At 66.4% G+C, this 25,007-nt stretch carries 19 protein-coding genes; 3 read left to right on the forward strand and 16 right to left on the reverse strand.

Annotation, left to right across the window (positions count from 1 at the left end; all coding sequences use genetic code 11):
- Positions 1 to 18: 18 nt before the first annotated feature.
- Both M3330_RS23520 and M3330_RS23525 read right to left on the reverse strand, forming a co-directional pair.
- The gene (locus tag M3330_RS23520) at positions 19 to 588 is read right to left on the reverse strand and encodes an HNH endonuclease (RefSeq protein WP_255029254.1); all 570 of its coding nucleotides are present in this window, start codon (positions 586 to 588) and stop codon (positions 19 to 21) included.
- Between the two features lie 10 nt (positions 589 to 598).
- Positions 599 to 1,039: a hypothetical protein gene (locus M3330_RS23525; RefSeq protein WP_255029256.1), complete on the reverse strand. Its 441-nt coding sequence runs from the start codon at positions 1,037 to 1,039 to the stop codon at positions 599 to 601.
- 373 nt (positions 1,040 to 1,412) lie between these two features.
- Here M3330_RS23525 and mobF point away from each other — a divergent pair, with 373 nt between their 5' ends.
- A complete protein-coding gene (mobF, locus tag M3330_RS23530; protein ID WP_119699148.1) occupies positions 1,413 to 5,699 on the forward strand; it encodes a MobF family relaxase in 4,287 nt (1,428 codons plus the stop codon).
- A 48-nt stretch (positions 5,700 to 5,747) separates the two neighbouring features.
- Entirely contained in the window at positions 5,748 to 6,899 is a 1,152-nt protein-coding gene (locus M3330_RS23535) for a hypothetical protein (protein ID WP_119699147.1), read from the forward strand.
- Between the two features lie 456 nt (positions 6,900 to 7,355).
- Here the strand turns inward: M3330_RS23535 and M3330_RS23540 are convergent, their stop codons facing one another.
- Genes M3330_RS23540 through M3330_RS23570 form a run of 7 tightly spaced genes read right to left on the reverse strand, consistent with a single transcriptional unit; the run spans position 7,356 to position 13,789 of the window.
- Positions 7,356 to 7,796, reverse strand: a complete 441-nt coding sequence (locus tag M3330_RS23540; RefSeq protein ID WP_341869821.1) for a MaoC/PaaZ C-terminal domain-containing protein — start codon at positions 7,794 to 7,796, stop codon at positions 7,356 to 7,358.
- 32 nt (positions 7,797 to 7,828) lie between these two features.
- Positions 7,829 to 8,092, reverse strand: coding sequence for an AMP-binding protein (locus M3330_RS23545; protein WP_244213135.1), 264 nt, complete (start codon positions 8,090 to 8,092; stop codon positions 7,829 to 7,831).
- Between the two features lie 36 nt (positions 8,093 to 8,128).
- On the reverse strand, positions 8,129 to 9,289 hold the full coding sequence (locus M3330_RS23550; RefSeq protein ID WP_119699145.1) for an acyl-CoA dehydrogenase family protein: 1,161 nt from the start codon (positions 9,287 to 9,289) through the stop codon (positions 8,129 to 8,131).
- Between the two features lie 8 nt (positions 9,290 to 9,297).
- Complete coding sequence (locus M3330_RS23555) at positions 9,298 to 10,080, reverse strand: enoyl-CoA hydratase/isomerase family protein (protein WP_119699144.1); 783 nt, start codon at positions 10,078 to 10,080, stop codon at positions 9,298 to 9,300.
- Complete coding sequence (locus M3330_RS23560; protein ID WP_119699143.1) at positions 10,077 to 11,753, reverse strand: long-chain-fatty-acid--CoA ligase; 1,677 nt, start codon at positions 11,751 to 11,753, stop codon at positions 10,077 to 10,079. Before M3330_RS23560 ends, M3330_RS23555 begins: the two co-directional genes overlap by 4 nt.
- 11 nt (positions 11,754 to 11,764) lie before the next feature.
- A complete protein-coding gene (locus M3330_RS23565) occupies positions 11,765 to 12,940 on the reverse strand; it encodes a thiolase family protein (protein WP_119699142.1) in 1,176 nt (391 codons plus the stop codon).
- A 24-nt stretch (positions 12,941 to 12,964) separates the two neighbouring features.
- Entirely contained in the window at positions 12,965 to 13,789 is an 825-nt protein-coding gene (locus M3330_RS23570; RefSeq protein ID WP_119699141.1) for a CoA transferase, read from the reverse strand.
- A gap of 84 nt (positions 13,790 to 13,873) precedes the next feature.
- Between M3330_RS23570 and M3330_RS23575 the strand changes: the two genes are divergently transcribed.
- The gene (locus tag M3330_RS23575) at positions 13,874 to 14,497 is read left to right on the forward strand and encodes a TetR/AcrR family transcriptional regulator (RefSeq protein WP_119699168.1); all 624 of its coding nucleotides are present in this window, start codon (positions 13,874 to 13,876) and stop codon (positions 14,495 to 14,497) included.
- Positions 14,498 to 14,909: 412 nt separating this feature from the next.
- On the opposite strand, the gene M3330_RS23580 is transcribed toward M3330_RS23575, so the two are convergent.
- The 7 genes from M3330_RS23580 to M3330_RS23610 all read right to left on the reverse strand — a co-directional run bounded on the left by M3330_RS23580 (position 14,910) and on the right by M3330_RS23610 (position 24,873).
- Positions 14,910 to 15,839, reverse strand: a complete 930-nt coding sequence (locus tag M3330_RS23580; protein WP_369683131.1) for an IS110 family transposase — start codon at positions 15,837 to 15,839, stop codon at positions 14,910 to 14,912.
- A gap of 702 nt (positions 15,840 to 16,541) precedes the next feature.
- On the reverse strand, positions 16,542 to 18,254 hold the full coding sequence (locus tag M3330_RS23585) for an IS1634 family transposase (protein ID WP_119699137.1): 1,713 nt from the start codon (positions 18,252 to 18,254) through the stop codon (positions 16,542 to 16,544).
- A 311-nt stretch (positions 18,255 to 18,565) separates the two neighbouring features.
- On the reverse strand, positions 18,566 to 19,378 hold the full coding sequence (locus tag M3330_RS23590) for an SDR family NAD(P)-dependent oxidoreductase (RefSeq protein WP_119699136.1): 813 nt from the start codon (positions 19,376 to 19,378) through the stop codon (positions 18,566 to 18,568).
- Between the two features lie 22 nt (positions 19,379 to 19,400).
- Complete coding sequence (locus M3330_RS23595) at positions 19,401 to 20,960, reverse strand: class I adenylate-forming enzyme family protein (protein ID WP_119699135.1); 1,560 nt, start codon at positions 20,958 to 20,960, stop codon at positions 19,401 to 19,403.
- Between the two features lie 2 nt (positions 20,961 to 20,962).
- Positions 20,963 to 22,192, reverse strand: coding sequence for a thiolase family protein (locus M3330_RS23600; RefSeq protein ID WP_119699134.1), 1,230 nt, complete (start codon positions 22,190 to 22,192; stop codon positions 20,963 to 20,965).
- 60 nt (positions 22,193 to 22,252) lie between these two features.
- Positions 22,253 to 23,587, reverse strand: coding sequence for an MFS transporter (locus tag M3330_RS23605; RefSeq protein WP_119699167.1), 1,335 nt, complete (start codon positions 23,585 to 23,587; stop codon positions 22,253 to 22,255).
- A 152-nt stretch (positions 23,588 to 23,739) separates the two neighbouring features.
- On the reverse strand, positions 23,740 to 24,873 hold the full coding sequence (locus tag M3330_RS23610) for a CdaR family transcriptional regulator (protein WP_255029301.1): 1,134 nt from the start codon (positions 24,871 to 24,873) through the stop codon (positions 23,740 to 23,742).
- Positions 24,874 to 25,007 lie beyond the last annotated feature (134 nt).

Consider the following 25,007-nt stretch of genomic DNA (forward strand, 5'->3'; position numbering starts at 1 on the left):
GGCGGGTACGTCAGTGTCTCAGAAGAGGGTTTGTTGAGAGGTCCCTGGATCAGTCTTCGCACGGAGCAGTGCTTCTGCGTCGTATCCGTATTGGAGCGCCTCTCGAACTGCCAGAGACCGTTCGTATCGGGTACGCCCCTGTCCGTCGAGAAGCGCGTGTCCTGATAGACGACCGAGAGCGATCGCGTAGCGCACGTTCTCGCTGTGCGTGGACTCCACCAGATGCTCCGACCCCACACGCACGCACAACGGCTCGTTGCACTTGTGCTCGCATACCACATCCGGTGCCAGAGGCCCGTGCACCAACTCCACCGAGAAGCGATGCGCAAGCATCGTGCGTTGCCGGTTCTCACGCTGGAAGTTGAACCGCCCGTACCCGTCGGGCGCACTGATCGCGCCGACCCAATACCAACACGTCGGGGACTTGACGACCTTCGACCAGAACGCCGCGATGTTCGCCTTCGACGGCCGCAGCGAGTTGTCCACCACCCGGACCCGCCGCGGCCGCTCCTCGGACTCCTCAGTGACGAACTCGACGTCGAGATCTGGAAACCCGATGTCGAGCGCGGGCTCCACATCGTCACTCATGACCGCAGCATCACGACGCCGCAGGCACCGTCTGCTGGTCGTCCTGCTTGTCCTCGGACGAGGATGCAGCCGACTCGGCCGCATCGGTGACACCGAGATCTGCCTTGGCTTGCAGGATGAGCGTCTTCGCCTCGCGGGTGCTCACGCCGAGCAACGGTGCCAGCTCCGACGCCGAGGCACTGCGACTGAACGTCACGATCGCTTCCGCGTACTCGCGCAGCAGCGACGATTCCTGCTCGCGCTCCTGCGGCGTCAACGTCTGCGTGCCGGCTTCCATCTCCCGCTGGATCTCGGCGATCTTCGCCGCGTACTCCTCTTGGATCTTCTTGATTCGACGATCCCGGGTCTGCTCGAGCCGCTCGATCTTCTTCAGCGGAGCCTGTGCCCGCGAAGCGACCGTTGCTTCGAGCTTGGACAGCTTGTCCGTCGCGTCGTGAATGGGGCCGGCCAACGCTTCGAGTTCCGTCTGACGAGCGAGCAGTCGCTCCCGTTGACGGCGGGCGTTTTCCCGAACGTTCGGCGCCGTGTGCGGACGAAGTGAGCGGCGAGATGCCGAGTGGGACGTCGAGGCCATAGGTCGGAAGTGTAGCGGCTCGCGTCGGTCGCGGGGAGGTCGACGACCGGAACTGAAGCCACTCCGATGTCGTCCGGACCAGATCATCCCACCGACAAACCGTGACGCCCACGTGCCTAACACACGCAGCTCCGCTGCTCTGACAGGACCATCGAGGTCCTGTCAGACCTTGGACCGAACTTCATTCGCCCCAAGGATCTTTACACACCTCATGCACTGAAGTGCCGACGTGGCATGATCAACTTCCGTGATGACCGTCCACAAGCTCAATGCCGGGGACGGTTACGTCTATCTGACCAAGCATGTGGCGGCCGGCGACGCCACCGAGTCCCGCAAGGCCGATGCGGTCGACTACTACCTCGCCAAGGGCACCCCGCCCGGGATCTGGTGCGGCACGCTGGCCGAGAAGGTCGGGGTGCGGGTCGGCACGCAGGTCACCGAATCGGCCATGCGGTCGGTATTCGGCGCCGCCCGCACCCCGGGCGCGTTCGACACCCGGCCGGGGAAGAACGCGACCCTCGCGGAGCGCCTCGACTGGTCCACGCGCACCGCGCTCGGGCGGGCGTTCTCGTGGTTCCAGGGCAGCCAGGAGTACGTCCACGACGTCGAGGAACTGTGCACCGCGCACAAGGGCCAGCACGGCGAATACCCCGACACGGACACGAAGAAGGCGATCCAGTTCGCCACCGCCCGCAAGCATCTGCGCCGCACCCACGGCGAGAAGGCGGACCTGCTCGGCGACAACGATGTGCTCGCGTTCATTGCCGAGCAGTACGGCAAGGCCCGCTTCCCCGTCGCCGGCTACGACCTGGTGTTCACCCCCGCCAAGTCCATCTCCCTGTTGTGGGGACTCGGGGACGAGCGCGTCAAGGCCGCCGTCGAAGCCGCGCACGCGCAGGCCGTCACGGAGACGCTGGAGTGGCTCGAGACCGAGGTGATCTACACCCGCCGCGGGGCCGGCGGCGTGCGCAGGGTCAAGGCCGAGGGGCTGCTGGTGGCCCGGTTCGATCACTACGACAACCGCGCGGCGGACCCGAACCTGCACACCCACTGCGCCGTGCTGAACCGGGTACTCGCCGAGGGCAAATGGACCACCATCGACGGCACCATCCTGTACAAGGCGAACGTCGCCGCCTCCGAGAAGTACAACACCCGGGTGGCCGATCTGGTGGCCCGCACCCTCGGGGTCACCTTCGCCCCCCGCCCCGACAGCCCGGTCGGCAAGCAACCGGTCCACGAGGTCGCCGGCATCCCCCTGACGCTGCTCGAGGAGTTCTCCCGCCGCTCGGCAATCGAGGCACGCCAGGAGGAACTGGCGCGCGAGTACAAGAGCAAGTACGGCAAGAACCCGCCGAAGAAGGTGCAGTACGCCCACGCGCAACAGGCCACCCTCGACACCCGCCAGGCCAAGAACCCACCCCGGTCGCTGGCGCAGTTGCGGGCCGAATGGCGCCGGCGGGCCGAGGCGATCCTCGCCGGTGGGGATCCCGGCGAGCTGGTGTCGGCGGTACGCGGTGACCGTGATCGTCGCCCGCCATTCACCCCCGATCAGGTTCCCACTCTGGTGGAGAAGGTGGTCGAGACGCTCTCGCGGAAGGTGGGCACGTGGACGGTGTTCTCCCTGTCCGCGGAGGTCGATCGGCAGCTGCGCGAGTTCAGTTTCGTGCACGAGGAGGAGCTGCGGGCGATGTACGACAACGCCCTCGAACTCGCCCTGCGGGACTACTGCCTGCCGACCTTCACCGAGGAATACACCGGGCCGGAGCGGATCACCGACCGCATCGAACGGGGCCTTCGGCGCAGTCATGTGGTGGACCGCGCCGCGATGCGCTACACCGCGCAGGCGGTGCTCGACGCCGAGGACTTCATGCGCCGGCAGGCCGAGAGCGGCGATGAGCGCACCGTCTCCGACTTCGTGATCGGGCGCCAGATCCGCCGCGCCGAGCGCAAGGCCGGCCACAGCCTCTCAGGCGATCAGATCGCCCTGATCGAGCACTTCCTCACCGCGAAGAAGAAGGTGGCGGTGGCGGTCGGTGCGGCCGGTGCCGGCAAGACCACCGCGGCCACGGTCATCGCCCGCGCCTGGGAACAGGTCCACGGGACAGTCGTCGCGTTGGGTCCGTCGGCCCGGGCCGCCGACGTGCTCGGGGAAGAGATTGCGGTGCAGGGCCGCACCATCGCCGAGGTGCTCACCCGCCACCGGGCCGGGATCCCGACCGGCATCGCAAAGGGCAGCCTGCTGCTGGTGGACGAGGCCGGCATGGCCTCGGCCCGCGATCTGGCGGACCTCACCCGCATCGCTTTCGAGGCCGGGGCGGTGGTGCGGCTGCTGGGGGATCCGCAGCAGCTCGCCTCCGTCGAAGCCGGCGGTGTGTTGCGCGATCTCGCCGACCTGACCGGCGCCCCGTTCCTCGAGAAGGTGCACCGGTTCGCCACCGAGGGTGAGGCCGAGGCGAGCCTGCGTTTGCGGTCCGGAGATGTGTCGGCGCTGGACTGGTACGAGCGCCAGGGCCGCATCCGCGAGGGTATGGCGCACGAGCTGGCCGATGCGGTGTTCGACGCCTACGTCGCCGACGTCGAAGCCGGCCACGTGACGTTGATGCTCGCCCCGACCAACGATCTGGTGCGCCAGCTCAACGAGAAGGCTGCCGCCTACTACCGCAGCAATGGCACCGTCACCGGCCCCGGCGTCGTGCTCGCCGACGGTCTCGAGGCCGCGGTCGGGGACGTGGTGGTCACCCGCAAGAACAACTCCAAGTACGTCGTCCAGCACGCCGACGGCACCAAATCGGGCCGGGTGAAGAACGGCGATCTGTGGACCGTGGCCGCGATCGGCACCGACGGATCGCTGCGGCTGCGCAACACCCTCAGCTCCGGGGAGGTCACCGTCGCCGCCGACTACCTCACCGAGAACGTGCAGCTCGGCTACGCCACCACGGTGCACCGTAGCCAGGGCATGACCGTCGGCCACTGCCACGTGCTTGCGGCGGCCAGCATGGATCGCCAGTCGCTGTATGTGGCGATGACCCGCGGCAGGCACGCCAACATCGTCTACGCCGCGCACGACGAGCTGCCCGACTGGGACGGCGAACACCCCCACGACGAGCACCCCGGTGCGCTCGGGCTGCTGGCGAAGATCCTCGGCCGCGACGGCTCGCAGCGCACCGCCCACCAGATGATCGAACACGCCCAGCGTGAGGCGGCGTCGTGGTCACAGATCACCGAGGTCTACGGGCTGGCGGTCGGCGCGCTGTACGGGGACTACACCGAGACGCTGCTCGGGCAGATGCTCACCGAACGGCAACTCGCGTGGGTGCACGACCTCGGCGGCTGGGACGCCATCGTCAAGCATGTCGCGCAGGCGGAAACCTTCGGCTGGGACACCGAGGGTCTGCTGCGCGAGGCGGTCGCGGTGATGCGGGAGCACGGCACGACCGGACGCCTCGACGACGGCACGAACGCCCCCGGCCGGGTCCTGGCCGCCGCACTGAAAGACCGCATCTCCCCCGCCGACGGACCCGCTCTGCCACGCACCCGAGGCGACGATCTGGCGCGTTACAAGGTGCCCGCCTTGACGGACGCGGCGGCGCAGAGGGATCCGATCCTCGCCGCCTACGCCCGCGCCCAGCAACAGCAGATGCACGCGTTCATCGACTCCTATCTCACCGCCGCGGTCGAGCAGAACGCCCTGTGGATCGCCACCGTCGGTACCCCCGGGGACGACCCGCGTCGGGTGCAACTGTGGCACACGACGGTGCGCGAGATCGCCGTCTCACGAGTGGTGTCAGGGGCACCCGACGACGAACACGATCCCCTCGCCTACCTGCGCGGTGCCCGCCGCGAAAAGGTCGCCGACCGCATCGAACGGCTGACCTCCCCGACCACGACGCGACGGGAAGCGGCGACGCCGGCCTCGCCGTATGCCCGCTACAGCGATGCCGAACTGGCTGCTGCGCGCCGATCCAGCATTCGGCGTCTCGGGGAGGATCGCCGGTTGCTGGCCCTGGCCGAGCAGGAGCTCGCCCGTGTCAGTGGCACCGATTCGGCGGTCTCGGCGGTCGATCAGCGGGTCGCCGAGGTCGAACGCCAGGATCGGCAGATCCAGGCGGTGCGAGCGTCCCGCGCTGCACTCGAGCGGCTCCAGACCGACCCGGCCGCGACCGTAGAGCAGATCGCGGCAGCGAGAACCGCGGTGTCGGTGGCCGAACAGGCCGCACCGCCGGAGCGGGACTGGCCGATCATCGAACGCTCCGCACAGTTCAACCGGGCCTCGACCTCGCGCTACGACCGCGCCCGCATCATCGACGACCAGGTCATCAGCCGGGTCCGCGACCGCATCACCAGACTGGGCGACGGACTGCGCACCGAAGAAGCCATCCTCCGCCAGATCGACGCCGAAATTGCCCGACGCGACCGGCGGGGAACACCGACCGATGCACGCCGGCCCCGCCCCGAGCCGACACCACCTTCGTCGGCGAATCCGGACCCCGAGCTGGACCCGACGCAGCGTGAGTCCGGCCCCGAGGTGGATATGTGACACCAATACCCGCTGACCCCGAGTCGAGGAAAGTAAGGACATCCGCCGATGGCTGACACCGAACGCATCCGCCGTTTCCGTCGAAACCGTTCCCCATCGACGGGGAACGCTGCCGCACAGATCGACCCGCCCACCGATCGAGGCGGTACCCCACCGAAGCCCGCAGCGGCGTCGCAACCCCGACCCGCCCCGGTGCAGGCACGGCAGGATGTGGTCGATGTCGCCGCGTTCATTGTCAAGGTCGACACCGAACGCAGTCAGGGCCGGCCCGCTCCTCGGCCGCAGCCGATGCATAACATCCTTGGGGCTTTCCGTGGAGCACCGGAGACCCAGACCACCGTGCAGATCCTCGCTGCCGCCGCCACGGCACGGCACTTCGGCGGCGAGAACTCCGCCGCCGCCCGCACGTGGGAGAAGCTCGCGCAGGACAACGCGGCCCGACTCGACGCGATGCGCGCCCAGCAGTACCGGCAGGACCAAACCCGCTACGTGCAGGCGCAGCTGCCCCCGGACGAGATCGACCGGCACATCAACGAACGGATCGCCGCCGACCGTGACACCGACAAGCGTGCCTTCGCCGCAGCCGGTGCCCTGGCACTGAGCTATGTTGCGGTCAAGAGCCTGCCGTCGTTCGACAAGCTCGCCGACCTGTCCCGCGAACACCTCACCGTCGACGAGCCGACCGCGGTCCCCCGCGACGTTGCTTCCCGCCTCGCGGGACAGACCCATGGAGCGCAGACGAGGGAAGCCACACCGGATACCGGGAGCGACCTCGACAAGTCCCCCTCCGCCGGGGACACCTCCGACGAGACCGAACGGGACGTTCAGGCAGACACCGCAGCCGAGGCAGATCCGGATGCGGATGTCTCCGACCAGCTCGGGCAGGTAGCTCAGCCCGCGCCGTTGACCGGGCCTGAGCTGGGCAAGCCCGGGGCTGTACTCGAGAGAGCCGGCCGTGGCATCGCCACCGCGATCGGCCCGGTCAACGGTGATGAGGAGGTGGCGCCGCCGCTCTCGCCTGTCGATCTGAGCCAGCTCAGCCATGAACTGCTGTCAGCCATTGGCGCTGCGATGAGTGGACACCCCCGATCGGTGACCGAAATGCTCAACTTCGAATGCCGACCCGACCACACCGACGAGATGGTGTTCGCCCCGGATATGGGACTCGAACGCAGTCATGAAGCAACATTCAACTTCTGATGGTTCCTCCGATGGGCGGCATCAAAGATGCCGTGCCGGATACACCTAGCTGCCTCCGCCATCGACGCCTCCGTCGTGAACGCCCGGCGGACGCCGACTGCGCCGCCGTCCGCCGGGCCTTCTCGACCTTCTTCTTGGTCGGATCCTGCTGTGGATCGGTGATGCTTCCTTCCAGGAGAAAAGGGCTGGGGAGCAGCGGCGTTATCGAGCGCCTGCAGCCCCGCATCGGTCCGCTCCTAGCCGTTCTTCGGAGCATCCGGGCGAATCAACCGATACGTGAGATCCGATGCAATCGCCGCGGCGGGCTCGGGGAACGGTGGGGATCGGGTGGCAGCACGGTGTTCACTCTGCCGTGGACGGCGGCGAAACCACCGCCCGCTTCCTATCGAGGCGTGCGTGGTGTCGACGATAAACGCCTCGAGACTCGAAGATGCCCTCGCCCCACACAGTAGTGGATCAATATGTGCGCGATCGAGTGTGGACGTAGGCGTCGACGGTCGCATTCAACACCGGTTTGCGGTGCTGATTGGTCAGTTCGGCCCACGTGGTGACGAGCGTACGGTTGTGATCGCCATCGACAACCTCCTTGACCGTGAGCGTTCCGCTGAGCGTGTCACCGGGACGTACCGGCCGAAGAAAACGGACCTCCCGCAGGGTACGTCCGGCGATCACACTCCAGTCGGCGAACACGCTGGACACAGCCAGCCGTTGGTAGACGGCGAGAGTGTGCAGCCCGCTGGCAATCAGTCCGCCGTAGGTACCGTCCTCGGCGACCGCCTTGTCGATATGGAATCCCTGAGGGTCCCACGCGGTGGCGAACTCGATGAGTTCCTGTTCGGTTATCGGGTGGGTGCCCAACCGGTACCACCGACCGGCCTCGATGTTCTGTCCGTACACGAGGTTCTTGCGTGCGGCGACAGGGTCTGAGCTCATATGGCGCGTACCTCGTCTCGCAACACGTGCTTGAGGATCTTCCCCGACGGACTCCGCGCGATGAGGAACCGATCGGAGTTCGGCGAGATCACCGCGACGCGATCGCCCTTCGTGATGCCGATCGCCAGCAATGCGTTCGCATAGCTGTCGATTTCGGAACCGAATTCCCGGTAGGTGCGTTCCCGGTCGCCGAAGATCAACGCGATGCGGTCGGGGTGCCGCCGTGCGTTGAGTGCGAGCTGCCCTGCAAGTGTTGCCATGGTCTTCTCCTTCGAAGCAAATGGGGAACCGCGGGATTACAGGGAGCGGCTGATGAGGACCTTCATGATCTCGTTGGTGCCGCCGTAGATCTTCTGCACGCGCGCCGCCGCATACATCTGGGCGATCGGGTATTCCATCATGTAGCCGTAGCCACCGAAGATCTGCAGGCAGCGGTCGACGATCTCGACCTGTTTGTCGGTGCCCCACAGTTTCGCCATCGACGCTGTCGTCGCGTCGAGCGTGCCGGCGAGATACCGAGTGATGCAGTGGTCCATCAGCGCCTTGCCGGCCAGCACGTCGGTCTTGCATTCGGCCAGGACGAACTGGGTGTTCTGGAAGTCCAGGATCGGCTGGCCGAATGCCTTGCGCTGCTTGGCATACTTGATCGTTTCGATCACAGCGGCCTCGGCCATCGCGACGCCGGCGATCCCGAGGATGAGACGTTCGCGGGGAAGCTGCTCCATCAGCTGGTAGAAGCCTCGCCCTTCGACCCCGCCGAGAAGGTTCTCGGCCGGGACCCGCATGTCCGTGAACGACAACTCGCGGGTGTCCTGACCGTGCTGGCCGATCTTGTCCAGTACCCGTCCGCGTTCGAAACCGTCGAGGCCCCGGGTTTCGGCGACGAACAGGGAGATGCCCTTCGCGCCGGCGGCCGGGTCGGTCTTGGCGACGATCACCAGCAGGTCGCAGTGGGTGGCGTTGGAGATGAACGTCTTCGAGCCGTTGATGACGTAGTGGTCCCCGTCGCGGATCGCGGTGGTGCGCACGGCCTGCAGGTCCGAGCCGGTGCCGGGTTCGGTCATGGCAACACCGATGACCATCTCGCCGCTGGCCATCCTCGGGATCCACCGCTTCTTCTGGTCCTCGGTCGCGTAGGCGGCGATGTAGTGCGCGACGATCGTCGAGTGCACGTTGAAACCGAAGGCGGTGTCGTGCGCGAGGGCGAGTTCCTGCTGGACGACGGCTTCGTGACCGAAGTTGCCGCCACCACCGCCGTACTCTGCGGGCAGACCGAGACACAGCAGACCGGCGTCGCCCGCCTTGGTCCAGAACTCCCGGTCCACGTGGTGCTGCTTCGCCCACCGCTCCTGATTCGGAGTGGCTTCTTTGCGGAAGAATTCGGCGGCGTGCTTGCGGAGCAACGCTTGGTCGTCGCTCTCCCAGGGGGCCCGGTAGTCGGGGAACAGTTCGCTCATGATCGTCTCTACTTTCCGGTGAATTCGGGCGCGCGCTTGTCCAGGAACGCGGTCTGGCCTTCGTGACAGTCCGAGGAGCGCAGCGCGACGTCGAAGTTGCGCTTTTCGTGCTCGAGTCCCTGCGACAGCGACGTCTCGTAGACGCGCACGGCAGCGTCCTTGGCCAGCGCCACCGCCAGCGGCGAGTTCCGGGCGATGCGCTGCGCCATCGTCAGTGCATGGTCGAGGACCTGCCCGTCGGCGACGACTTCGGCGACGATCCCGTCGGCGCAGGCCTTCTGCGCGGAGACGAAGTCGCCGGTCAGCAGCATCGCCATCGCCTTGGACTTGCCGACGGCGTGGACAAGTCGCTGGGTGCCGCCGCCGCCGGGGATGACCCCCAGCTTGACCTCGGGAACACCGAATTTCGCGGACTCGCCGGCGATGACGATGTCGCAGGCGAGCGCGAGTTCGCATCCGCCGCCGAGGGCAAGCCCTTCGACGGCGGCGATCACGGGCTTGCGGTAGGTGCCGAGAGCGGCCCAGATGTCGCCGCCCGAGGCGGGACGAGCGCCGAGCAGCGACTGCTCTCGCAGTGCGTCGAACGCGGTGATGTCGGCTCCGGCGCAGAAGACGCCGTCGGCGCCGGTGAGCACGACCGCGCGCACCGCATCGTCGTTCTTCAATGCGGCGAGCTGTCTCTGGATCGCGGCGAGCAGCTCAGCGGTGAGGCTGTTCTTCGCCGACGGCCGGTTCAGTTCGAGGACCGCGACCGCGCCGTCGCGGGTGCTGCGCAGAACATCCGATGTCATGCCTTCTCCGTTTCGGATGCGTCGTAGAGACCGTCGTGCTCGCTGCGCATCGTCTTCTTGTCGAGCTTGCCGACACTGGTGCGGGGTAGTGCGGCGAGGTGGATCACGGTGTCGGGTAGCTGCCACTTGGCGAACTTGCCGTCGAGCACGCTGTGGACGTCGGCGAGATCGAGTTCGGCGCCGTCGACGGTGACCACCAGCGCGACAGGGCGTTCCTGCCACCTCGGATGCGGCACCCCGATGACGGCGGCCTCCTTGATCTTCGGATGGCCCACGAGTGCGTTCTCCATGTCGATCGAGGAGATCCATTCGCCGCCGCTCTTGATGACGTCCTTGAGCCGGTCCGTCAGCTTGAGGTAGCCGTTGGTGTCGATGCGGCCGACGTCGCCGCTGCGCCAGTAGCCGTCGAGGAAGCGGTCGCCGTCGTCGTCGAGCTGGTGGTAGCGCTCGATGATCCACGGCCCCCGCAGCAGCACCTCACCCTGGCTCGTGCCGTCGTGCGGCAGATCGTTGCCTGCGGAGTCGACGATGCGGATGTCGATGCCGTTGATCGGAAGACCCTGGGATCGTTTGAGATCCCACTTGTCCTCGTCGGAGATCGTTCCGCGCAGCGACGGCTTGAGCGCCCCGTTGATCGTCACCAGCGGGGTGGTCTCGGTGGCGCCGTAGGCGTGGATGACGTCGGCGCCGGTGAGGTCGAAGAAGTCGCGCATCAACGACAGGGCGGGTTCTGTCGCGCCGGACAGTAGGCGGGCGCGGTGGAAGTCGGGTGCCGGGTCGAGGGTCTTGATGTAGTCGAGCATGGGCTGGAAGATCGCCGGCGCGCCGTTGGCGACGGTGACCGCTTCGGCGATCATCGCATCGACCAGCACCGAGGTGTCCTCGGCGACGTAGCGGCCGGGCAGCACGATCTTCGCGGCGCTGTAGGCCGCGGACTGGGGCAGCCCCCAACTCTGTCCGTGGAACATCGGCGTGATGAGCATGACGGTGTCGTCGCTGCGCATCCCGAGGTTCGCGGCCTGCGACAGAGTGTGCAGATAGATGCCGCGGTGCGAGTAGTAGATGCCCTTCGGGCGTCCCGTGGTCCCGGTGGTGTAGCACGCACTGTAGGTGGAGTGTTCGTCGATGATCGGCCAGTCGATCCGCGGCTCGGCCGCCTCGACGAGATCTTCCCAGTGCACGGCACCGGGCAGGCTGGTATCGATCTCCGACATGGGCTTGTCGGTCATCACCACCCAGGTCTTCACGTTCGTGATCGGGGCGAGCGCTTCGGCAACAGGGAGCAACGACTCGTCGACCAGCACCACCGACGCGCCGCTGTGGTCGGTGACGTATCCCAGGTCCTCCGGTGCGAGACGGAGGTTCATCTGCAGCATCACCGCCGCAAGACCGGGAACGGCCCAATACAGCTCGAAATGGCGCTTGCTGTTCCAGTCGAGGATGCCGACGACATCGGCCGGTCCCACTCCGAGTGAACGCAATGCGTTGGCGCTGCGCATGATCCGCGAGTATGCGTCGGCATAGGTGTATCGGTCCCAGCCGCCGTCCGCGGTGCGGTAGACGATCTCCTGCTCCGGATACGTGCGGGCGGAGTGCCGGATCAGGGTGGTGGTGTTGAGCTGATAGGTGTCGCCGTGCGTGGACGGCAGTCCCTGAACGATCTCGGGTCCCATGTCTGCCTCTTTCAGATGCGTTCGATGATGGTGGTGTTGGCGGTGCCGTGCGCTTCGCAGATGGTCTGCAGCCCCAGCCGGGTCCGGGAGCGTTCGAGCTCGTGCAGCAGGTCGGTGAGCATGCGGGCGCCGGTGGATCCGAGCGGGTGCCCGATCGCGACCGATCCGCCGTTGACGTTGAGCTTGTCGTCGGGCACTCCGAATTCCTGCGCGAACATCAGCGGCACACCGGCGAACGCTTCGTTCACCTCGAACCTGTCGATGTCGTCGACGGTCAGACCGGAGCGCTTCAGTGCCTTGTGCGTCGCGTCGAGCACAGCGGTGAACTGGATGATCGGGTCGGCCGCGGCGACGGTCAGCGAGCGGAAACGGGCGCGGGGAGTCAAGCCGTGCGCTTCGGCGAACGCGCGGTCGGCGATCAGCAGAGCCGCGGCACCGTCGCTGATCTGGGAGGAGTTCGCCGCCGTGGTGCGACCGTCGGCGGCGAACACCGTCTTCAGCGACGCGATCTTCCCCGGATCGAGGCTGGCGCGGATGCCTTCGTCGGAATCGATCGTCGGAGCCGACGGATCGTGCGGGTCGGAGGTGATGGGGACGAGTTGATCGGCGAAGCGTCCCTCGCGGGTCGCGGCGAGAGCGCGTTCGTGGCTGCGGATGCTGAACTCGTCGAGGGCCGCCCGGGTGAGCCCGAATCGCTCGTTCATCAGTTCCGACGACGGGCCCTGCGCCATCAGGCCGCCGTCGTAGCGGGCGAGTTCGAGCGGGCCGTACTGCGGTCCGAGGGGAGCTCCCGGCCGGAACGCGGACGGCATGGCCACCTGCGACATCGATTCGACACCGCACGCGATCGCCAGATCGTAGGTGCCGGCCATGATGGCCTGCGCTGCGAAGTTCACGGCCTGCTGTCCCGATCCGCACTGACGATCGACCGTCACCGCGGGCACCGATTCCGGCAGACCCGCCGACAGGACGGCGTGGCGGGCGATGTTCGACGACTGCCGGTCGTGCTGCAGCACGCAACCGGCGATGACGTCGTCGACGAGGACCGGATCGATGCCGGTGCGCTCGACGAGATGGCGCAGCGTGTGTCCGAGCAGGTCGGCGGGGTGCCATGCACTGAGGGCGCCGCCTCGTTTGCCGACCGGGGTGCGCACCGCGCCGACGATCACTGCTTCACGCATGCTCATGGTGTCCTCCTGCAGGTGGGGCTGTCACGCGGCGATACGCGTGAGGGGGATGTCGGCCTTCGCGGCCATGTGTTCGCAGTCGTCGACGGTCTGCGTGCCGAAGAACTCCTCGAGGCCCTCGTGGGTGAGTTCCCGTCCGAGGAGGTCGGCGACCCGGGCGGCGAAGTGGGATTCGAGTGCGCCGAGCGCCACGTAGCCGTCGGCCACGCGGTAGATCCGATAGGAGGGCAGGGCCCCCCCGAGGGGCGCATCCGCGCCCATCAGGCCGTGCCGGACGGCTGCGCCTGCATCCTGCGCCGCGTGGTCGAGCACCACCCGACGACGCCCACCGCGTCCGGTGGCGGCGCGTTCGAGAAGCAGAAGCACGGCAGCGGTCACGGCGCGTTCGGCGCCGAGCATGTCGGCGACCGGGACGGTGGGCATCGACGGAGGTGTGAGGGTTCCGTAGGCGGCCTGGTAGTTCAGGTCGTGTCCGGCGACCTCTTCCGACTCACCGTCGTAGCCGACGATCTCGATGTGGCCGAGGCGAGGCAAGGTTGCGCCCAGCTCGTCGAGGCCGAGGCGCTTGACGGCGGAGGGGCGCATCGCGGTGATGAGCAAATCGGCGGATTCGAGCAGGACGTCCAGGCGTGTGCGCGAGTCGGCGTCCTTGAGGTCGAGAACGGTGACGTCCTGACCGGCGGTCAGCTCGGCGTACCAGCTCGGAGCGGCGGTCGCGAGGGGATCGCCTGCCGGCGACTCGATCTTGGTTACTCGCGCACCCAGCTTCCGGAGCCGGTCCGCAGCGAGAGGGCCGGGCAGGTTCGGGGCGAGCGTGACGACATGGATGCCGTCGAGGAGGTGGGTCATCAGGTCCCTTCCATCGTGCTATACAAATGTATAGCAGACGGTATGTGCGTATAGGAAGGACTCGGGGATATGCTTCCGAACGCGATGACAAAGCAGACACGAACCGGCCCGAGAGTGGGCCCCGACGACCTCACCGCCAAGGCGAAGATCCGGAACGCGGCTCTGGAACTGTTCGGCGCCGAGGGCGAGGACGGCACGTCGATGCGGGCAATCGCCACTGCCGCCGGCGTGACGGTGGGCCTGCTCGTCCACCATTTCGGCACCAAGGACGGCATCCGCGACGCCGTCGAAGACCTCGTCGTCGACCACTTCGTGGAAGCCATCGCGCACGCCGAACAGCAGGGTTCACCCAGAGACGTCGCCGCGGCCCGCAACCACGCTGTCGCGGAAATGCTCGACAGTCACCCCGAGGTGGTGAACTACATGCGCCGCGCCCTGCTCGAACCGAGCGGGACCAGAGGCGATCTCCTCGTCAAGCTCACCGAGTTGACGCGCCGCGAGGTCACCACCATGCGCAGGGCAGGTGTCGCATCGACCAGCCGAGAGGAATCGAGTCAGATCATCGAAACGATGATTCAGCAAGTCGGCCGACTGTTCCTGCAGCCGATGGTCGACGCGATGTGGGAACATCTGACGCCACCGGACTCGTCGGAGAGCGACAAGCCCGACCTCGTAGTGGCAGTGCGGAAGGCCTCGTCGCCGAACTGAACGCTCACAGTGGGCGCCCCACGCCCAACGGCAATGAATCCCGAAGCCGTCGCCGTCTCGCCGAGGTTGCAGGCCACCCGCTTCGGTGTTCGCGCCGTAGCAGTCCAGATCGCGGGTGACACGGAGGCCGGCCCGAGATCGTGGTGGTACATCGCGTCGTACAACGACACGGAACAAGGCAGTGTGCTCGAACAAGAACGTGTTCGACAACGTCACGCACTCATAGTGTCCGGATGCGTGGTCTACGAACTCATCGCGTGATTTTCGGCAACGGATCAGGCAGTCAAGGCCGATATCACCGCCTCGGTGGACTCAGCGTGTTTCAAGTCCGCTGCCTCATAGCCACTGACTGAACACAGCGACCTGGACGGTGGCTAGGTACCGCACCGCGCGCTTGATGCCCCTATGGATGTCAAACAGCGGAACTGGCTGGTGGCGAAGCTCTTCTGGCTGTGGTGAAGTCGCGGTAGATCTCTCGGGCTAAGTAGCGCTTGAGGCAGCGGATTGCCTCGCGGCGGGTCTTGCCTTCGGCGACGCGGCGCTGAACGGAGTCCTGTGTGCGTTTGTCCCAGCGGAGCCGAGCAATGGTGATCATGTAGAGCGCAGAGTTGGCTTGTCGATCGCCGCCTCGGTTGAGTCGGCGTCGATGGGTCTTGCCCGACGCTGCTTCTACGGGGTTGACACTGCAGAGCGCTGCGAAGGAGGCTTCACTGGCCAGCCGCTCGGGGTTGTCGTCGGCGGCCAGTAGTAACGCGGCGGCAGTGTCCGGTCTGACGCCATAGCGTGTCAACAATCCAGGAACGTGGGCATCGATGGCCGCGGTGATCTGGCCGGTGAGCTCGTCTATCTCCATGGTCAATTCGATGATGCGGCGTGCAAGCAGACGTAGGGTGAATGCGGCTGCGGTCGCCGGATCGCTGGGGTTTGCGATCTCCAGGTCGGCGCAGCGGCGAAACAGTGCCGGGTTGCTCAAGCCGGTCATCGCCTCGCGCAAGGCCGGATCGGCGCGGACCAGGATGGCCTTGAGTTGGTTGATCGCCTGACTGCGGGACTTGATGGCCGAACCTTTGGCCTGTTTGAACATCCGCAGCATCTCAACGTGCCCGTCACCAGATTTCGGGACGGCGGTAGCGCGGCCTGACAGCACCTCCCGAGCTGCTGTTTCGGCATCGAAAGTGTCGGTCTTGCCGCGCCGGCGCCGGTCGCTGCGATCGCCACGGTTGACCTCGATCACGCGGACCGATTCGCTACGCAGGTAGCGTGTCAGCGCAGCTCCGTAGGAGCCTGTGCACTCCACTCCGGCCCGGTGCACCGGCCCGAATTCGCGTGCCCAAGCCAGCAGTTGTCGGTAACCGGTGGCGGTGGTCGCAAACGTTTTGGGGCGAGGAGGACACCCAAGGCAGTGAGCGCAGCCGCCACGTGTATGTCCTTGTGCGTGTCGACTCCGAGCACGATCTCGTCAGGGTCGACGGTGTCATCGGGGGCGTCGGGTAGGGCATGCTGGACAAGGTCGTTCGTCTCCTGACGGCTCGGGAACGGATGGCCGTCGTCGGGTCGGCACAGGCGGTCAGGACTGTGATGGTGCCTTGATAGCGGCAAGGCCCCTCTGGAGACACGCCTGGTCGATCCGACGGCAGCAAGCACCGCCCCGGACACGCGGTCGACAGATCAAACTCAAGGCAGCGAGGCCAGTCGTAACGCGGGTCAGGCCACGGTCCGGGGCGGCACGTCTTCATCCTCACAGTCGTACCGCCTTGCCAATCCACGCCACTGCTTCAAGTGGCAGATCCGGCGTTCGACGACGTTGCGGCCGCGATAATCGACCGAATCGAATGCCGGCGGTCTACCACCGCGTGAACCGCGTCGATGGCGATGTCCGGCCTGATCGGAGGGTTCGGCGATGACCGCACCGATGCCCCGGCGCCGTAGTACCTGGGTTCGACGTAATTCCGTGACCTGGAGGGCCGAATCTGGGGCCCGAGCTGCACGGACATGGGTCTGGCCGCCTGCACGACGTTTCTCTAGGCGGTGGTATTCCTGCTGGTCAGCGGGCTGTTGGTTGGAGGCCCTGGACCTGCTTCGGGCGGGGGATGCCGAGCTTGGTGAGCAGGTCACGCTGAGGCTTGGTGAGGCCGGTGACCTGCTCGAACGTGCCGGTGGGGCCGGTGAAGGTCCCGACGTGGAGGCGTTGGAGCTCGCGGCGGGCCCGGGCCCAGGTCGTGTCGGCCTGGGTCTCGACGATGCGGATCAGCAGGAGGGCAAGCCAGCACAGAGTGACGTGGGCGCGGATGCGTTCTTCGAGCCGGTGGTAGACCGGCCGCAGGTCGATGATCTGCTTCATGTCGCGCCAACCGCGCTCGACTTCCATGAGCTGCTTGTAGCCCAGGGCGATGTCCTCGGCGCTGAGCTTGGGGTCCGAGCAGCGCAGGAGGTACTTGCCGTCGAGGTTCTCCTCCGTCTTGATCTTGGCGTGGTCGATGCGGAGCTTGCCCGCGCCGGTGGTGCGCAGGTAACGGTTCAGGCCGGGCTTGTCGGCAATCCTCCCGCGCACCTCGCCGCGCTTGAAGTCGCTGAGCGTGTCGGTGTCGGCGATCAACTCCTGCAGGTGGGTGACGAGTTGGGTGCGCATGTGCTGGTCGCGTATCGCTGCTTCGGGGTTGTGGCAGATCACGAACCGGTCGGTGTCGCTGATCCGCACTTCCTTGACACGCATGTTCTCGGCGACGTCCTGGTAGCGGCCCGGGCGGGACAGGGCGGACTTCACCTCCGGTGATCCGGAGCGGAGCTTCTCGCCGATGATGTAGGCGTGGTCACCTTGCCGCAGGTAGCGGCGGTTCTCCTCGCTGGAGAAGCCCCGGTCGGTCACCCACACGATCTTGGCCAGGGCCGGGTCCCGCATCTCGTCCTTGACCTGCCGGATCACCGTCTGGTCGGAGGCGTTGCCCGGCCAGCACCAGCAGCGCACCGGGATGCCGTCCCGGGTGACGGCCATGCCGATGACGATCTGCGGCAGGTCGTCGCGGGAGTCCTTGGACTTGCCGTAGGTGCGGAACCCGGTCTGCTTCGCGTCGCCGTGGTCCGGGCCGTCGCCCAGACGGCGGCCGGCGTCGTTGCGGGCGACGGGTTCGTCGGGTTCTTCCAGCTCGAAGTAGGTGCTGGTGGTGTCGAAGAACAGCAGGTCCACTTCGAGGTTGAGCAGGGTGGCGACCTCGTCGAAGACCTGCTTCTCCAGGTCGTCGGTCACTTCGTGCAGCCAGTCCATCGCCCGGTAGCAGGGCTGCTCGCCGGTCTCGGCCAGTCCGTCGATGTGCGCGTCGTGGGTGATCCAGTCGGCGGCGGCGAGTTTGGACGACGGTGCCAGCGCCCGGTTGGCGACCAGGGCGAACAGCACCCGTTCGGTGGCGGTCATGTCCCGGCGGCGGCCGCGCTTGGGCTGTCCGACCCGGCCCACGATCTGGTCGATCTTCAACCGGTGCCACAGGTGGTCGAGGACGTAGGTGCCGCCGAACGGCACCGAGGAGACGAACGCGAGGTCGGACGCGGCGGTCGCGGTCAACGCGTCGCCGGGCCCGAGCAGCTTCGATAGAGACACGACCAGGCGCTTGACAGCGTCGCGGTCGAGCTGGTCCTCGCGGCCGAAGGTGAACAGCACCTTGGGCACCGCCCGCCCCTTGGCCGGGTCCCACTCGTTGTGGGCCAGGTGCAGGTACCGCACCGTGCCGGACTTGTTCTCCCGCTTCGTCGTCTTCACGTACACAGCTCTAGACCATACGAGCTGTGTCCAGGCCAACGTAGGTGAATTGAGATAATCGCGTCTCTAGGTACCTCCTGGGTTTCTTCGTCCCTGGCAGCCCGGTGACCTGCGCCTTCAGCTCCGCAGAACCTCTAGAACCCGCGAATTACGTCGAACCCAGGTAGTAGCTCACGGTTCGCTCGCGACGAGTACGCCTTGTCGCCGCGGACCCGGCCTGGGCTGTGCAGGTACAGGTCTCCCGGCCACACCCACCTCGGTGTGCGGTGTCGAATCGCATGAGGGCGGTCGAGGTGACCTTCCGACCGTCGCCGTTGTCAGTTCGGCGAGACGAAGCTGGCCGTGAGCGCACCGTCTACCGGCAGTACTGCACCAGAGATGTATTTCGCTCGCTCGCTGGCGAGAAAGAGTGAGGCATGGGCTACGTCCCAGGCCTCACCCATGTGCCCCATCGGGGTCTGGGCGTCGCGCTTGGACCACATCGCCTCGATGTCCCCGTCGGCGTAGGCGTCGGCGATCCCGGCCGAGCGGGCGACCATGGGCGTCTTAATGAGGCCGGGTTGTACAACGTTGACACGCACACCCCGTGAGGCGAATTCCACGGCGGTCGTGCGGGAAAGATGTTCCAGGCCCGCCTTGCCTGCGTAGTAGGCCGCGTACGGTACGCCGCTCCAGCCGGCCGCGGCAGCGGACGAGATGTTGACGATCGACCCGCCGCCAGCTGCCACCATGTGTGGGATCGCGTGCCGCATCGAGAAGAAGGCGCCGGTCAGGTTGAGAGCAAGGCCCTTCTCCCAGTCGTCGACGGCGAGGTCGATGACACCGCCCGCGGCGGCGATCCCCACGTTGTTGTGCAGTACGTCGAGCCGACCGTGGGTCTGCACCACTGTGTCGATAACCGCCTTGACCTGCTGCTCGTCGGTTACATCGACGTGGCACGAGTCAGCACGATGTCCTTCGGCTCGGATCATCTCGGCGGTTCGTTCGGCTGACTCGGCCGACACGTCGGCGCACACCACGTGTGCTCCTTCGCGGGCGAAGGTGATGGCGGTGGCACGACCGAGCCCCACCCCGTCGCCGTCGGTGCCCGCACCCACGACAAGGGCGATCTTGTTTTCCAGCTCTCGCATGGCTTCTCTCCTCTTCCGGTCCCTAGATTTTCTGCGTGGAGTCAGCCCAGAACGTCTCGCGGAGGTCCTTCTTGAGAACCTTGCCGTTGACGCTGCGGGGCAACTCGTCCACAAACATGAAGTCCTTGGGCGTGCGGACAGGGCCCAGCACTTGCTTACACAGTTCGCGCAACTCCCCAGCGGTCACGTTCTGGCCCGGCTTGAGTTCCACGACCGCAGTCACGCGCTCGCCCCAGTCCGGGTCAGGAGCGCCGACTACGGCGCAGTCCTCAACGGCGGGGTGTCCCCAGACGACCTGCTCGACCTCGCCGGGGTACACGTTGAAACCGCCGCTGATGATCAAGTCCTTCTTGCGGTCGGTCAGGTGGAGGTAGCCCTGCTCGTCAACGTGCCCCAGGTCTCCGGTGTGCAGCCAACCGTCGACGATCGTCTCGGCGGTCTTGGCCGGATCCTTGTAATAGCCCTTCATCAACAGGTCCCCGGCCACGCAGATTTCGCCGGTTTCCCCCGGCCCGAGCGGTGCACCGCTCTCGGGATCCTTGATCTGCACCTCGACCAGCGGGTACGGGCGCCCACAGGAGGCGAGCCGGTCATCGGCGGCCGGCTGGTCTCCGTCCATGTGCTCGACTGGGCGCAGGAACGAAATGGCAGCGGGTGCCTCCATCTGCCCGTAGCACTCGATGAACACCGGACCCAGCCGGCGGAGTCCCTCCTTGAGCTTCTCCAGCGACATCGGTGCGGCTGCGTACATGAGGTAGCGCAGGGAGGAGGTGTCGTAGTCCTCGCGGGCAAGCACCTCGAGCAACCGGTACACCACGGTGGGCGGTAGGAACAGCTCGGTGATCCGGTGCTCGTGGATCGCCGGGAGGATGAGCTCGGGCGCGGCCCGCTCCACCACCACCACGGTGCCGCCGCGGGCGGTGGTCTGCAGGCTGAACATGCCGGCGGTGTGCGTCATGGGCGCGGCCGCGAGGTTGACGGCCTCGCCGTCGCGGTCGTACTGCAGGGCCAGCATGTGGTGGGCGACCATGACACCGATGTTGCGGTTGGTGTTCATCACGCCCTTGGGCTTGCCGGTCGTGCCGCCGGTGGGTGAGAGCATCACAACGGCCTCGGGGTCATGATTCACCACCGGCACGGTGTCAGATACGGCCGCCGTCCACTCGTCCAGATCGGGGTCCGACGTACCGGGTCCGATCGCAATCATGCGTGGAGCGGCGGCCCCGTTGATCTTCTTGATCTCCTCTACCATCTGTGCGAGGTCCGGGTGGTACATGACCAGGTCCACGTCGAAGCGCACGAGCAGTTCCGCGTTCTCTGCCACGGGATTGTGGGGATTCAGGGGCACCCATGTGCAGTCCGCCCGCCACGCTCCCAACACGCAGATCCACGCTTTGGGCGAGTTGGGGGACAGGACCGCCACCGTAGCCTTGCCGTCACCGGCTTCAGCGAGCAACCTGTTTGCGATTCGGCACGAGAGCCGGCCCGCCTGCTCGTAGGTCCACACCTCGCCGACGCCACGGTAGGCGACTTTGGACGGGTCCATCGACCATCCGCGGTCGAAGAAGTCGATTGCCGCCATCGTCACTCAACTCCCTTGAGGATCGTGATGGCCGTGACCGCTTCCTCGCCACGGTGAAAGCCCCCGCCGTTCTCGGCCAGGGCGATGCGAGCGCCCACTACCTGGCGGGGACCGCAATCTCCGCGCAGCTGCTGGGTGAGTTCGAAGATCTGCGCCAGGCCGCTCGCACCGATCGGGTGGCCCTTGGACTCCAGGCCACCGGACGGGTTGACCGGAATCCGGCCGCCGAGCGAGGTCTCCCCGCTGGCAGCCGCCGCCCCGCCGCCACCCGGTGGAACCAGACCGAGCATCTCGGTCTGGAGGATCTCCGCGAAGGCGGTCGCGTCGTGCACCTCCGCCACGTCGACCTGGTCGGCTGTGATGCCGGCGCGGTCGTAGGCGCGGGCGGCGATGCCCTGGCTCAGGTGGCCGTCGAAGGAGGTGATGTCACGATCAGAACCGGTGCCCACGACCGAGGCCAGCACCTGCACGGGGTGGGCTGCGGAGAGCCGGGCCAGGCCGGCGTCGCTGCACACGAGGACGGCCGCACCTCCATCGGTGACAGGGGCGCACATGGGCACGGTGAGCGGAAAGGACAGCGGGCGGGCGTCGAGCACCTCGTCTACCGTCATGGCATTTCGGTAGTGGGCGCGCTCGTTCTCCACCGCGTGTGCGTGGTTCTTGGCGGCCACCGCGGCGATCTGCTCCTGGGTGGTCCCATACTGCCGCATGTGGCTGCGGGCCATCGCGGCGTATATATCCATGAAGATCGATCGCTTGCCCAGATCGGGCTCGTCGATCTCACCGCCGAGGGCGCCCAAAGTCGCTTGCAGATCCTCGGGCCGGGCCACGTCGTAGCCCGCGTCGAAAACGGACATAGTGAGCTCGGGATTGCCGACGTTCATCTTCTCGGCGCCGGCGGCCAGCACTACGTCGGCCTCTCCAGCTCTGATGTGGGCGCACGCGAGGCTGAACGCGGAGGCGCCGGTGGCGCAGGCATTCTCCACGTTGAACACGGGGATCCGCTGGATGCCCAACTCGCGCAGGGCGATCTCGCCGGAGATCATGGCCTGCCCCTCGAGAGGGCCGTGGGTGGCGGTGCCGTAGAACGCGGCTTCGACGGCGTCCGGGCCGAGCCCGGCATCTGCGAGAGCGTGGGTAATGGCGCTGCCGGCCAGGTCATGCACGCTCTTGCCGACGTGTTTGCCGAAGGTGGTCATTCCGATGCCGACGATCCAGATGTTGTTACTCATGCGGCCCTCCCGGGCGTGTCAGTACGCGGTAGCGTGGCGATTTGTGGCTTGTCCGCCTGGTCACGGGAGCGGCTTGTGCGCGGTTTCCGGCAGCCGGACGAACACGAGGGTGCTGACGACAGCGACGATCGTGACGTACCAGCCGAAGAGTCCGATGTTGCCGCTGTCGACCATCCAGGTGGCCACATACGGGCCGGTGCCGCCGAAGAGCGCCACGGCCAGCGCGTACGGGAACCCGATGCCGGAGCCGCGCAACCGGGCAGGAAAGAGTTCGGATGCGATGGCCGAGGAGATGCTGGACCACAGGGCGATGAACACGAGTCCGGTGAGCTGGACGATCAACAGGCTGGTGAAGCTTCCCGTGAGGTTGTTGAGAAGCGGGACGGTGCCGAAGACAAAGAACAGGCCGAACACGATCAGCAGCGGTTTGCGGCCGATCTTGTCGGACAGCAGCCCGAACACGGGCTGGAGTGCCAGGAACACGACCAGGGAAATGGAGCCGGTGACCAATCCGACCTTGACGTCGAGGCCCACTGTGATGCTGGCGTACGTGGGCAGGAACGAGCTCCAGATGTAGAAGACCAGTGCGGGGGCGGCGGTCAGACCGAAGATCTGGAGGGCCTGCTTGGGGTGCTCGCGGAAGAAATCGAACATTCCGACTTTCCTGCGGACTTCTCCGGCGGGGGCTTCCTCCAGGGTCTCGACGGCGCGACGGCGAATCCAGTAGCCGCCCACCGTGGCAAGGGCGCCCGCGATGAACGGAAGACGCCAGCCCCAGGACTCCATGTTCTCGGTCGAGAGGGTGTTGGCCAGGACAGCAGAGACCACGATCGCGGTGAGGTTGGCGAGGGTCGCGCCGACGTAGAAGAAGCTGGAGAAGAACCCGCGGCGCCCCTCCGGCGCGGATTCGATGAGAAATGCCGACCCGGCAGCGTATTCACCGCCGGCCGAGGCGCCCTGCAGCAACCGGGCGAGAACCAGGATTGCCGGGGCGAGAATTCCGACCTGGGCGTATGTGGGCGCGACGCCAATCATCAGGCTGCCCACACCCATGCCGATGATGGTGGCGCTGAGCGTGGCCTTGCGGCCGAACTTGTCCGCCAGCATGCCGATCACCAGGCCGCCCATGGGTCGCGCGAAGAATCCCACCGCGAAGATCGCCATCGCACCCAACAGCGGGACCAGACTGTTGTCGGTCTCGGGGAAGAACTGCGGCGAAAAGTACACCACGAGCATCGCGTAGACGTACCAGTCGAACCACTCCAAAGTGTGGCCAACCAACGCGGCGAGCAGCTGCCTGAGGTGGAACTTCTTCGCGGTCGTCTCCTGCGCGGGGGGTGTCGGGGGCGAGTTGGTGGGCTCCACCGACTCGTCGGAATGTGCAGTTGCCACCATTGCTCCGATCTCGGTGGGCTCGACGACCGCGGCGGGAGTCGGCCCGGGAATGTGCGATGCCACAAGTCTGAGATGTGGCTCACGCTTAATCCACGTGCACGGAGCCAACGGAGCATCGGGTATTTCGTAGCTAGCTACGAACGTCTCGCCGTTCAGTAGAGGACAAGTGCGAGTTCGACAATGGTGTCCGTAGACTCCAACGAACGCCCTGTCAGCTCCTCGAACCGGGCGAGCCGATATCGCAGTGTGTTCACGTGCAGATACAGCGTCTCGGCCGCTCTGGGAATGTTGCGCCCGTTGGCCAGGTAGGCGCGGAGTGCCTCGGGGATCAGATCCCTCAGCGCTCCGGAGGACTCGAGGGGGGCGAGATATCGTTCTCGAAGTGCGTCCAGGGTCGCGGGCATGCGCGAGACCGCCATGCGCCACCCGAGTGATTCGACGGTTACCACGCCGTTCTCGACATGCCCTTCTGCCGCCCCTTGGACGTCGCCTGCAATGCTGAACGACTCCGGGACTGCTTCCAGTGTCCGCACGGGACCCAGCGCCACGACGCCGTCAGCGACATCACGCAGCGGATCCTGTAGCGGATCCTTCAGTATGCCGATGAGCCGTCCCTCCGACGGCAGGACCATCGCTTCGCCCTCGCCGTGCCCGCGAACTATCTGGATGCGCAGGGACTCGAGTTCTTCCGCAGAATGCGCGGAGGTGCGAAACGCCCGATAGTCGCCGTCACGGGACAGTCGATACATGATCGCCCCTTGGTCCACCTGCGCGGCCGAGAGACTTCCCGACAGCAAATCCAGCAGCCACGCGTCCCGCCGCCGACGCTCCGCGAGCGCGATCTCAAGCCCATGGTGGCGGTAGGCGGACGCCGCGCGCGCCGAGAACGCATCGCTGAGTTTCCACAGCAGAGCGGTCATTTCCACGATCTCCCGCTCTGGGAGCCCAAACTCCTCGGCGAGCGCAACGGTACGGTCCAAGATCGATGAGATTGACACACGGAAACCCGCGAGGATGTCTTCGATAGGCAGGCCAGCGCGGAGCCTCTGGAGTGTTGCTGTCTCGGCTTCCCAAATGTCCGAGGGTGAAGGCACCTCACGCTGACGCAAAGTCACTACAGACAGTCGGAGGTTACGGCGGACGCTACCCTCGAGATCTGCATCCGTAGCGGCCCGATAAGAGTCAATCTCCTGCCGCACCCGCTCGATGGTGGGGCGGACCACATCTTCATCGATCTCGAGCGCACGGATGAGCGAATCTATGCGCTCCGAATCTTGCCCTTCCACCCAATCGAGATTACCGAGCGGTCTACTCGGGGTCGCGCCAGGAACTTCAAGCATGATCGCGGATGGCATCGCAGTAGATGGTTGGGCGCCGCCTGATCCCACTCAGGTTCTTCACGACCTAGCAGCTGAGCATG

The organism is Rhodococcus sp. GA1 (assembly GCF_024321955.1).
In the GTDB taxonomy this organism is placed as follows: Bacteria; Actinomycetota; Actinomycetes; order Mycobacteriales; family Mycobacteriaceae; genus Rhodococcus; species Rhodococcus pyridinivorans.